11 protein-coding genes are annotated in these 11343 nt (G+C 63.5%); 2 read left to right on the plus strand and 9 right to left on the minus strand.

Annotation, left to right across the window (positions count from 1 at the left end):
* Nucleotides 1-17 precede the first annotated feature (17 nt).
* Entirely contained in the window at nt 18-1427 is a 1410-nt protein-coding gene (gene uxaC, locus NKJ75_RS16155; protein WP_023835226.1) for a glucuronate isomerase, read from the minus strand.
* 175 nt (nt 1428-1602) lie between these two features.
* Between uxaC and NKJ75_RS16160 the strand changes: the two genes are divergently transcribed.
* Entirely contained in the window at nt 1603-3111 is a 1509-nt protein-coding gene (locus NKJ75_RS16160; protein ID WP_352499942.1) for a mannitol dehydrogenase family protein, read from the plus strand.
* 28 nt (nt 3112-3139) lie between these two features.
* Here NKJ75_RS16160 and lepB read toward each other — a convergent pair whose 3' ends face one another.
* From lepB to NKJ75_RS16195, 7 genes are all read right to left on the minus strand, one after another.
* Nucleotides 3140-3886 carry a signal peptidase I gene (gene lepB / locus NKJ75_RS16165; RefSeq protein WP_352499963.1) on the minus strand — a complete coding sequence of 249 codons (747 nt, stop codon included), beginning with the start codon at nt 3884-3886 and terminating at the stop codon, nt 3140-3142.
* Between the two features lie 525 nt (nt 3887-4411).
* Nucleotides 4412-4819: a F0F1 ATP synthase subunit epsilon gene (locus NKJ75_RS16170; RefSeq protein ID WP_023750363.1), complete on the minus strand. Its 408-nt coding sequence runs from the start codon at nt 4817-4819 to the stop codon at nt 4412-4414.
* A gap of 109 nt (nt 4820-4928) precedes the next feature.
* The gene (atpD, locus tag NKJ75_RS16175) at nt 4929-6500 is read right to left on the minus strand and encodes a F0F1 ATP synthase subunit beta (protein WP_023668673.1); all 1572 of its coding nucleotides are present in this window, start codon (nt 6498-6500) and stop codon (nt 4929-4931) included.
* Nucleotides 6501-6570: 70 nt separating this feature from the next.
* Entirely contained in the window at nt 6571-7455 is an 885-nt protein-coding gene (locus NKJ75_RS16180; protein WP_023668672.1) for a F0F1 ATP synthase subunit gamma, read from the minus strand.
* A 34-nt stretch (nt 7456-7489) separates the two neighbouring features.
* A complete protein-coding gene (atpA, locus tag NKJ75_RS16185; RefSeq protein ID WP_023684101.1) occupies nt 7490-9019 on the minus strand; it encodes a F0F1 ATP synthase subunit alpha in 1530 nt (509 codons plus the stop codon).
* Nucleotides 9019-9579, minus strand: a complete 561-nt coding sequence (locus NKJ75_RS16190; RefSeq protein ID WP_023688887.1) for a F0F1 ATP synthase subunit delta — start codon at nt 9577-9579, stop codon at nt 9019-9021. The genes atpA and NKJ75_RS16190 overlap by 1 nt, the downstream gene beginning before the upstream one ends.
* 246 nt (nt 9580-9825) lie before the next feature.
* The gene (locus NKJ75_RS16195; RefSeq protein ID WP_023684099.1) at nt 9826-10221 is read right to left on the minus strand and encodes an AGROH133_08824 family phage infection protein; all 396 of its coding nucleotides are present in this window, start codon (nt 10219-10221) and stop codon (nt 9826-9828) included.
* A 138-nt stretch (nt 10222-10359) separates the two neighbouring features.
* Between NKJ75_RS16195 and NKJ75_RS16200 the strand changes: the two genes are divergently transcribed.
* Entirely contained in the window at nt 10360-10548 is a 189-nt protein-coding gene (locus tag NKJ75_RS16200; RefSeq protein WP_023726136.1) for a hypothetical protein, read from the plus strand.
* 16 nt (nt 10549-10564) lie between these two features.
* On the opposite strand, the gene NKJ75_RS16205 is transcribed toward NKJ75_RS16200, so the two are convergent.
* On the minus strand, nt 10565-11260 hold the full coding sequence (locus NKJ75_RS16205; protein WP_023726135.1) for an aspartate/glutamate racemase family protein: 696 nt from the start codon (nt 11258-11260) through the stop codon (nt 10565-10567).
* Between the last annotated feature and the right edge of the window lie 83 nt (nt 11261-11343).

An 11343-nucleotide genomic window follows, 5' to 3' on the forward strand; every position in this document is an offset into this window, starting at 1 on the left:
AATTCCACGCGCCCGGCTCACAGCCGGTACGCCTTCTTGGCAAGCGTGTAGGCAAGCTCCCGCGCCAGCTCATGCGCCTCGTCCTCACGCAGCCGGTGCTCGGCGACGAGACGGGCGAGAAAGGCGCAGTCAACCCGGCGCGCCACATCGTGGCGGGCGGGTATGGATGGAAAGGCGCGGGTGTCGTCGTTGAAACCGACAGTGTTGTAGAAGCCGGCGGTCTCGGTGGTCATCTCGCGGAACCGGCGCATGCCTTCCGGGCTGTCATGGAACCACCAGGCAGGCCCGAGCTTCAGCGCCGGATAGACGCCGGCCAGCGGCGCCAGTTCGCGCGCGTAGCTGGTCTCGTCGAGCGTGAACAGAATGATGGAGAGGTCGCGCTCCAACCCGACGCAGTCGAGCAAGGGTTTGAGCGCCGCGGCATAGTCGGTGCGGGTCGGAATATCGAAGCCTTTGTCGCGGCCGAATCTCTGAAAAATTCCGGGCGAGTGGTTGCGCCATGAGCCGGGATGGATCTGCATGACCAGCCCGTCGTCGCGGCTCATCTTGGCCATCTCGGTCAGCATCTGGGCGCGAAACAGCTTGCGCTCGCGCTCGTCGTCCGAGCCGCGGCGGATGCGGTTGAACAGCTCTTCCGCCGCCGCATCGGAAAGATTGGCGGTCTCGGCCGTCGGATGGCCGTGGTCCGATGAGGTTGCGCCGAAGCTTTTGAAGAAAGCGCGGCGATTGCGATGCGCGTCGAGATAGCCGGCCCATGTGCCGGTGTCGCAGCCGGTGATCTCGCCCAGACGATCGAGATTGGCCGAAAATCCTTCGAAGTCGGGATCGACGACAGCATCCGGCCTGTAGGCAGTGACGACGCGGCCCTGCCAGCCGCTGTCGCGGATCGTCTTGTGCCATTGGAGATCGTCGAGTGCGCCCTCGGTCGTCGCGATGACCTCGATGTTGAAGCGCTCGAACAGCGCGCGTGGGCGATAATCGTCGCGCTGCAAAAGCGCCGCGATGGTGTCGTAATGGCGGCTAGCGGTGCTGGCGTTGAGCGGCTCTTCGATGCCGAACAGATGCTCGAGCACATGGTCGAGCCACAACCGCGTCGGCGTGCCGCGGAAGAGGTAATAGTGCTCGGCGAAGCGCCGCCAGATCGCCCTGGGATCGGTCTCGACCGGCGAGCCGTCGAGGGTCGGGACGCCGAGATCTTCCAGCCGCACGCCCTGGCTGAACAGCATACGGAAAATGTAGTGGTCGGGCACCACCAGCAATTGCGCGGGATCGGGGAATGGCTCGTTGAGCGCATACCAACGCGGATCGGTGTGGCCGTGCGGGCTGATGATCGGCAGGTCCTTGATGCCGGCATGGAGATCGCGCGCGATCGACAGCGCGCGCCCTTCGGCGGCAAAAAGTAGATCCGGATCGGTCAGTCCCGCCACGTCGTTCCTCCCAGGGGCGATATCGGTAGGATTGGAAAGAAATAATGTCAACATACAAAAATTGGATTGTTGTATGATGACTTTTAACCGGCGTCAGGTCATTGTGCGGCGGAAGAGCGGATGTTAGGCCGCTAGCAGATCCCGCCCCGCACACCATCCAGCGACAAGCCGCGCCATGACCAGCAGACGCCTTTCCAACGCAACAGTGCAATCCTTGCCGGCCTCGGTCGCGGTCCCCCCCTATGATCGCGCCAGTGTCGCCCCAGGCATCGTCCATCTCGGCGTTGGAGCCTTCCACCGTGCCCATCAGGCCGCCTATGTCGATGACTGCCTAGCGGCCGGCGAGACCGGCTGGGGCATTGTCGGCGTCTCGCTGCGCAGCCCCGACACGCGCGATGCGCTGACGCCACAGGACGGGCTCTACACGCTGGCGGTGCGCGGCAGCGATGGCGAAGCGCTGCACATTGTCGGCTCGATCCAGTCGATGCTGGTCGCGCCGGAAGACCCCGGCGCGGTGCTGGCCGCGCTGACCGACCCGCGCACCCGCATCGTCACCCTGACCATCACCGAAAAGGCCTATCTCAGGGCCGCCGACGGCAGCCTCGACGAAAACCATCCCGATATCGTCCACGATCTGGGCAATCCCGGATCTCCCAGGACAGCGCATGGATTCCTGGCGGAAGCGCTGGTGCGACGCCGGGCCGCCGGCACGCCGCCCTTCACCGTGCTTTGCTGCGACAACCTGCCGGCCAATGGCGCCACGCTGCACCGGCTGCTGGTCGGGTTTGCAAAACTGCGCGATGCCGGCGCTGCTGCTTCAGGCGACGCTGCCCTCGCCGGTCATATAGCCGATGACGTTGCATTCCCATCGAGCATGGTCGACCGCATCGTGCCGGCAACCACCGATGCCGACCGGGCGCGCATCGCGGTCGAACTCGGCCTCGAGGACGCCTGGCCGGTGATGACCGAACCGTTCCGGCAATGGGTGATCGAAAACAGGTTTCCAGCCGGCCGCCCGGCCTGGGAGAAATTCGGCGTCACCATGGTCGAGGATGTCCGGCCGTTCGAGGACATGAAGCTTCGGCTGCTCAACGGCGCCCATTCGGGCATCGCCTATATCGGCCTGCTCAGCGGCCACGTCACCGTCGACCGCGCCTTCGCGGATCCCGCGATCCGCGCGTTCGTCGACCGGCTCTGGGCCGAGGCCATCCCGACCTTGCCTGGGGATGCCGGGCTCGACACGTCAGCCTATACGGCCGAACTTGCCGAACGTTTCTCCAACACCGCGCTGGCCCACCGCACCGCGCAGATCGCCAATGACGGCAGCCAGAAATTGCCGCAGCGCATTGTCGCTACCGCCATCGAGCGCATCCAGGCCGGCCTGGTCCCGGAGCATCTGACGCTGGTGATCGCCGCTTGGATCGCCGCCTGCGAGGCGCGCGGCAAGGACCTGCCGGAAGCCCACTTTACCGATCCGCTCGACGCGGCGCTGGCGGCGCTCGACGAACGACGGATGCTGGAACGAGTAGCGGCGGTGTTCGACTGGGCCGGCTTCGCCAGCGGCAAGCCCGAGCGGCAGACGCTGATCGAACTGGTCGCCGCTCATCGCGAGCATATCCTGCAAGGCGGGATCGTGCTTGCGCTCTCAGCGCTCGGCATACCGGAGCCGACAAACGTAGGCTGAAGCTGGTCCGGAACCGCCCATTTCAAGCCTATTGTCCCGCCGGAGCGTCCAGCCTCTGCCGCGACGAATACTCCGTGCCTTGCGAATTCCAGAACAGTCGCACTGCCTTACCGACCAGGTTTTCGGCAGGAACGAAGCCGACACTGAGCCGGCTATCGGAGGAATTATCCCTGTTGTCGCCAAGCACGAAATAGTGGCCTTCGGGCACGTCGAACACCCGCGTGTTGTCGGTTATTGAATTGTCCGTAAGACTGATGACGGAATAGGAAACGCCGTTGGGGAGGGTTTCACCTTGCAGTCTGGCGCTTTGGGGAGAGTCCTCGGAGCTGTACGGACCAACATCCTCGAGTTTGACCGCCACACCATTGATGCGAAGGATTCCGTCGACCATCTGGATTTTGTCGCCCGGCAGTCCAACGACCCGCTTGACGTAGTCCATGCTCGGATCCGCTGGAAATTTGAACACCACAATATCTCCGCGCTTCGGCTCGGCGGCAAAGATCCGGCCTTCGAAGGGCAGCAGCCCAAGAGGAACACTGTAGCGGCTGTAACCATAGGCAAACTTCGAGACGAAGAAATAGTCGCCGAGTTCCAGCGTTGGTGTCATGCTGCCTGCCGGGGTCGAAAACGGCTGGAAGAGGAATGTGCGGATCGCTAACGCGGCTCCGTAGGAGGTCAGCGCGGCCAACAGCAGCACCGAAAGGCCGTGTGAATACCACCGGTTCGGTCTGTATCGTGACGCGAAAGGCACGACGAGCGCTACCCACAGGACCATGAGACCTAAACTGGAGAGATCCACCAGCCAGGCGAGATCGACCCCCGGCAGAACCGGGAATCCCACATATGTCAGCGCAATGCTTATGGCGCTGATCACCACCAGGCTGGCAACCGCCGGCCGGCCGGCGCCGATCCAAAGGAACCCGCCGAACGGACCGCCAAAGGCCGCGATCAGCGCCGTCGTCCACCGGGATCGCGAGGCCGCTTCCGGTTGCGTTGTCTGTTCCGTCATCGGCCACCCCAAATCGATAGACAGCCGGACTGTCGAACAACCAGAAAGCAGGGGCAAGCCCCGATCCGACTGTACCCCCGCAGCCAAATCGCGGTTCCGCCGGCGCCATCGCCTAATACAAGCTCATCTCGCCCTGACTGGCAGCCGGCATGCCGCCACCCGATCTGATCATGCTGGCTGCCCGCCCCGAAATCCCGCCAAGGCCCTGCGCCTATGCGAGACGATCCAGGATGGCGGCCGCAACAAAAAAGCCGGGCTGAGCCCGGCCTTTTCTTCAAGTCATTCTGCGGCTTACGCCGGCAGCAGTGCGCCTTCGAGCGTGGTCAGCTGGGCGAGGAACTGCTCGGCCTTGCTGCGGGACTGATCGTCCTTGGCGTCAGCGGCGTCTTCCTTGGCTTCCTGGATGCGGCGGGCGAGATCGGCGCGGTCGATATCGCCGACGGCAACCGCCGATTCGGCCAGCAGCGTGCAACCGGCCGGAACGATGTCGGCAAAGCCGCCGAACACCACATAGCGCTCTTCCTTGCCGCCGGCGGTCTTCAGCGTGACGACGCCCGGCTTGATCGTGGTCATGACCGGCGCATGGTGCGCCATGACCGTCATTTCACCCTCGGCGCCTGGAATGACGACTGACTCGACCTGCTCGGAAACCAGGAGGCGCTCCGGCGAGACCAGTTCGAACTTGAAAGCTTCAGCCATGTCAATTTAGTGAGTAGGGAGTAGTGAGTAGGGAGTAGGGAGAGGACAACTGTCCTGATCACCCGGCTGCTATTCACTACTGACTACTGACTACTCCCTATTGCCTTGATTACGCTGCTTCAGCCGCCAGGCGCTGAGCCTTCTCGACCGCTTCGTCGATGCCGCCGACCATGTAGAAGGCGGCTTCCGGCAGGTGATCGTAGTCGCCGTTGCAGAGGCCCTTGAAGCCCTTGATGGTGTCGGCGAGGTCGACCAGCTTGCCCGGCGCACCCGTGAACACTTCGGCGACGAAGAACGGCTGCGACAGGAAGCGCTCGATCTTGCGGGCGCGGGCGACAGTCTGTTTGTCTTCTTCACTGAGCTCGTCCATGCCCAGGATGGCGATGATGTCCTGCAGCGACTTGTAGCGCTGGAGGATCGACTGCACCTGGCGGGCGACGGCATAGTGCTCCTCGCCGACGACCAGCGGATCGAGCATGCGCGAGGTCGAGTCGAGCGGATCGACGGCGGGGTAGATGCCCTTTTCCGAGATCGCGCGGTTGAGCACGGTCGTCGCGTCCAGGTGGGCGAACGAGGTCGCAGGCGCCGGGTCGGTCAAATCGTCGGCCGGCACGTAGATCGCCTGCACCGAAGTGATCGAACCCTTGGTCGTTGTGGTGATGCGTTCCTGCAGCGCACCCATGTCGGTGGCCAGCGTTGGCTGGTAACCCACGGCCGAAGGAATACGGCCGAGCAGCGCCGACACTTCAGAACCGGCCTGCGTGAAGCGGAAGATGTTGTCGACGAAGAACAGCACGTCCTGGCCCTGGTCGCGGAAATATTCGGCGACCGTCAGGCCGGTCAGGCCGACGCGGGCACGCGCGCCCGGCGGCTCGTTCATCTGGCCATAGACCAGTGCCGCCTTGGAGCCTTCGCCGCCGCCCTTCTTGTTGACGCCGGACTCGATGAACTCGTGATAAAGATCGTTGCCCTCGCGGGTGCGCTCGCCGACGCCGGCGAAGACCGAGAAGCCGCCATGCGCCTTGGCGACGTTGTTGATCAGCTCCTGGATCAGAACCGTCTTGCCGACGCCGGCGCCGCCGAACAGGCCGATCTTGCCTCCGCGGGCGTAGGGCGCCAGAAGGTCGAGCACCTTGATGCCGGTGATCAGGATCTGCGCTTCCGTCGACTGTTCGACATAGGTAGGCGCCGGCTGGTGGATGGCGCGCATCTCGATGCCGTCGACCGGGCCTTCTTCGTCGACCGGCTCGCCGATGACGTTGATGATGCGGCCGAGCATGCCCGGGCCGACCGGAACGGTGATCGGCGCGCCGGTGTCATAGACGTCCTGGCCGCGAACCAGGCCTTCGGTGGAATCCATGGCGATGCAGCGCACGGTGTTTTCGCCCAGATGCTGGGCAACTTCGAGCACCAGGCGGTTGCCGACATTGGAGGTTTCGATGGCGTTCAAAATGGCCGGCAGATGATCGCCGAACTGCACGTCGACGACGGCGCCGATGACCTGGCGAACCTTGCCGATGGCGCCGGTCTTCTTGACGGCAACGCTCGTCGTCTTCGCTGCCGGGGCCGCGGCCTTGGCGGGCGCGGCCGCCTTCTTGGCCGGAGCGGCCTTCGCCGCTGCTGCCGGAGCCTTTGCGGCCGCCTTGGGGGCCGTCTTCGCGGGGGTCGCTGCTTTCGCCATCGTCTTTACCCTTCTCGTCCTTTGTTTCTCACGCTCCATCAGAAGGTCGATGACCTCCTGGCGGTCGCGCCTAGAGCGCTTCGGCGCCCGAAATGATTTCGATCAGTTCCTTGGTGATCTGCGCCTGCCGCTGGCGGTTATAGGTGATCGACAGTTTGTTGATCATGTCGCCGGCATTGCGCGTTGCATTGTCCATGGCGCTCATTTTGGCGCCCATCTCGCCGGCTGCGTTTTCGAGCAGCGCGCGGAAGACCTGGACCGAGATGTTGCGCGGAATGAGGTCGGTGAGGATCTCGCCCGGCTCCGGCTCGTATTCGTAGACGGCATTGCCACCGGCGGTCGCTTCGGCGGGAGCCGAAGCCACGCCGGCAGGAATGATCTGCTGCGCGGTCGGAATCTGGCTGATCACCGACTTGAACTGCGAATAAAACAGCGTGCAGATATCGAAGCCGCCTTCGCCGAACAGATGGATGATCTTACGGGCGATCGCATCGGCATTGACGAAGCCGAGCTTCTTGACATCGCGTAGGTCGACGCGGTCGATAATCAGCGAGGCATAGTCTCGGCGCAGAATGTCGAAACCCTTCTTGCCGACGCAGATGATCTTGACCTGCTTGCCGTCGGCCAGAAGCCGGCGGATATGGTCGCGGGCCAGACGTGCGATCTGCGAGTTGAAGCCGCCGCACAGGCCGCGCTCGGCCGTGCAGACGACGAGCAGATGCACATCGTCCTTGCCGGTGCCGGTCATCAGCGCCGGGGCATCGCCGCCGCCGCCGATCGCCTGCGTGATATTGGCCAGCACCGCACCCATCCGCTCGGAATAGGGACGCGCCGCCTCCGCTGCTTCCTGCGCGCGACGCAGCTTCGCCGCGGCGACCATCTGCATCGCCTTGGTGATCTTCTGCGTCGCCTTGACCGAGGCGATACGGTTACGAAGGTCTTTTAATGAAGGCATGCTTCAAACCTGATCCCGAGCGTCCGGCTTCTTCTCAAGCGAAGGTCTTGGCGAAGGCGTCGATCTCGGCCTTCAGCTTGGCGCGCAGATCGTCCGACAGCGCCTTTTCCTTGCGGATGCCGTCCAGCACGTCCTTGCCGGCCGAGCGCATATGGCTGAGCAGGCCGTGCTCGAACTTGCCGACCTGGTTCAGCGCCAGCTTGTCGAGATAGCCGTTGACGCCGGCGAAGATCACCGTGACCTGCTCCTCGACCTTGAGCGGCGAGAACTGCGGCTGCTTCAACAGTTCGGTCAGGCGCGAGCCGCGGTTGAGCAGGCGCTGCGTGGCGGCGTCGAGATCGGAGCCGAACTGCGCGAACGCAGCCATTTCGCGGTACTGCGCGAGCTCGCCCTTGATCGAGCCGGCGACCTGCTTCATCGCCTTGATTTGCGCCGACGAACCGACGCGCGACACCGACAGGCCGACGTTGACCGCCGGACGGATGCCCTGGAAGAACAGGTTGGTTTCGAGGAAGATCTGGCCGTCGGTGATCGAGATCACGTTGGTCGGGATGTAGGCCGACACGTCGTTGGCCTGCGTCTCGATGATCGGCAGCGCGGTCAGCGAACCGCCGCCCAGATCGTCGTTGAGCTTGGCGGCGCGCTCGAGCAGGCGCGAATGCAGGTAGAACACGTCGCCCGGATAGGCTTCGCGACCCGGCGGGCGGCGCAGCAAGAGCGACATCTGGCGATAGGCGACGGCCTGCTTCGACAGATCGTCATAGCTGATCAGCGCATGCATGCCGTTGTCGCGGAAATATTCGCCCATGGTGGCGCCGGTGAACGGCGCCAGGAACTGCATCGGCGCCGGATCGGAAGCTGTGGCGGCGACGATGATCGAATATTCAAGGGCGCCGCGCTCTTCGAGAACCTTCACGAACTGCGCGACCGTCGAGCGCTTCTGCCCGATGGCGACGTAGACGCAGTAGAGCTTTTCCTTTTCCGGCCCGTTGTCGTGCACGGCCTTCTGGTTGAGCATCGTGTCGAGGATGATCGCGGTCTTGCCGGTCTGGCGATCGCCGATGACCAGCTCGCGCTGGCCGCGGCCAACGGGGATCAGCGCATCGATGGCCTTGAGGCCGGTCGACATCGGCTCGTTGACCGACTTGCGCGGGATGATGCCTGGCGCCTTGACGTCGACGCGCTTGCGTTCGGTCGCCTTGATCGGGCCCTTGCCGTCGATCGGATTCCCGAGCGCGTCGACGACGCGGCCGAGCAGGCCCATGCCGACAGGCGTATCGACGATGGCGCCGGTGCGTTTGACGATGTCGCCTTCCTTGATGTCGCGGTCGGCGCCGAAGATGACGACGCCGACATTGTCGGCTTCGAGGTTGAGCGCCATGCCGCGGATGCCGCCGGGGAATTCGACCATTTCGCCGGCCTGGACATTGTCGAGGCCGTAGACGCGAGCGATACCGTCACCGACGGACAGCACCTGGCCGACTTCGGAGACCTCGGCCTCCTTGCCGAAATTCTTGATCTGGTCTTTGAGAATTGCGGAAATTTCCGCGGCGCGGATGTCCATCAGCCGACCTCTTTCAGTGCAAGCTTGAGCGAATTGAGTTTGGTTTTGAGCGACGTATCGATCTGGCGCGAGCCCATCTTGACCACCAGCCCGCCGAGCAGCGACGGATCGACGGTAACAGTGATGGCCACGTCCTTGCCGGCGACGCCTTTCAGCGCGGCCTTGAGTTCGGTCTGCTGGGCAGCCGTCAGTTCATGCGCCGAAGTGACCTCGGCTGATGTCTCACCGCGCTGTTCGGCGGCGATCTTGCGAAAAGCCTTGATCATGCCGGGCACCGCGAAGAGCCGGCGGTTGCGGGCGACGACGCGCAGGAAATTGCCGGTCAGGCCGGTGATGCCGGCCTTGTCGGCGATCGACGCGATTGCCTTGGCCTGGTCCTCGCTGGAGAACACCGGGCTGTTGATGAGGCGCGTCAGGTCGGCGCTGTCATCCAGCATCCTGGCGAAACTGTCGAGGTCGGCCTCGACCTTGGCCACCGAATTCGACTGCCGCGCAAGTTCGAACAGCGAACCCGCGTAGCGTTCTGCGACACCCGAGATTGGCGATGACGATTGAGCCACGGACCGTCTTTTCTCTTGTCTGAGGGGCCGCAGATTGTTGGCGCGAGCAAAAACTCTGGCTAAATCTTTGACCTTACTAAGTTTTTCCAAGCACGGAGGCGCGGCTTCCGCTATCCCCGGCCGAAAGTCGATTGCCGTCTAGCACAGGCATTTTAAGACCGCAATGCGTCGTCCCGCATGCTTTTCGGGCACTATTGTCGCATCCGGCCGCAGAGTTCAACCGAAGCCTTTGGATTGGCTGCCGATTCAGGGCAGAAAGCCGAAGACGAAGGCAAGCGGCAACGCGGCCAGGACGAGTTCGACGACGATCGACGCCCAGTTGAAAGGCGTGTTGGCGCCGTCCGACATCATCGACAGCAAACGGCCAAAAGCGGTGAACAGCCAGGAAAAGCCGAGTGCCATATAGAGCCACGGCTGCGCCAACAGAATGCAGCACAGGCTGACGCCGAGATAGAAGCCCGACATCCGGCCGCGCCCTTCCGCGATTGCCGCTGCCCTTTCGGGCCGGACCTGCAGCCGCAGAATCCGAAATGCCAGCCCTGGCGCGAGGAAAAACAGCAGACCGAGCGCCAAGGTGACGACGGCGCTGGACCAAGCCAGCCATTCGCCCTGGCTGGTCGGCCACGGAAACGCAAATTCCATCTTGCTTTCATCCCCTCACAGCAATGCCGGATGTATTGAATGTCGCTGCAAAAAGAAGTCAAGCGCGCGGCAGTTTTGGCACGCAATTCGTGAAGGAGCGGAAGGCTGTTTAGGCCGCGCGCGCGTCCGGCCAGCATCGTGGCCAACCTGTATTGTCAGGCGACGCCTCACTCCTATCTGCAGGACCGGTTTTGCACAGCCAAAGGCCCCGACACCGATCGCCTTTATTTCCTGACCGGGCACCTCAATCTGGCCGGCACGGAAGCAGATCGATGGAAGCTGAAAGTGGTCGGCAGCGGCAATGTCGCCGTGGCCGCCCAGCCCTGATCTCTGTTTTGGCCCTTCAGGGCAGCATGAATGCGACCGCCGCCTCGGCATGGATGCGCGTGGTGTCGAACACCGGAATGTCGAAATCGCGCTCGCCAATCAACATGGTGATCTCGGTGCAGCCCATGATGACGCCATCGATCTTCTCATCGCGTCGCAGACGGGCGACCTCGTCGATATAGGCCGCCTTCGATGCCGCGCTGACGATGCCCCGGCAGAGCTCGTCGTAGATTACCTGGTGCACCATGTCGCGCCCGGCCTGGTCCGGCACCACGGGCTGCAGCCCGTATTTCTCCGTCAGTCGGCCCTTGTAGAAATCCTGCTCCATGGTGAAGCGGGTCGCCAGCAGCGCCGGCCGCTTGACGCCGGCGCCCTTGACCGCGACGGCCGTGGCGTCGGCAATGTGGATAAGCGGGATCGACACCGCCGCCTGCACCCGGTCGGCGAGCTTGTGCATGGTGTTGGTGCAGATCAAAAGCCCCTCTGCGCCGCCCGCCTCCAGCTTGCGCGCCGCATCCGCCAGCAGCACGCCCGCACTGTCCCAGTCGCCATGATGCTGCCGGTCGGCGATTTCGGCGAAGTCGAAGGAATAGAGCAACAGCTTTGCCGAATGCAGCCCGCTCAGCCGCTCGCGCACGATCTCGTTGAGCAGGCGATAATAGATCGCCGTCGATTCCCAGCTCATGCCGCCGATGAGGCCAAGGGTTTTCATGCGCTGAGCCTCCAGCAGGACCGAACGATCTCTCTCACAGAAAAGCTTTACGGGTCGATGTCAACCTTAACGCGCGCCGTACC

The sequence above is a fragment of the Mesorhizobium sp. M0058 genome (assembly GCF_040323095.1).
GTDB lineage: Bacteria > Pseudomonadota > Alphaproteobacteria > Rhizobiales > Rhizobiaceae > Mesorhizobium.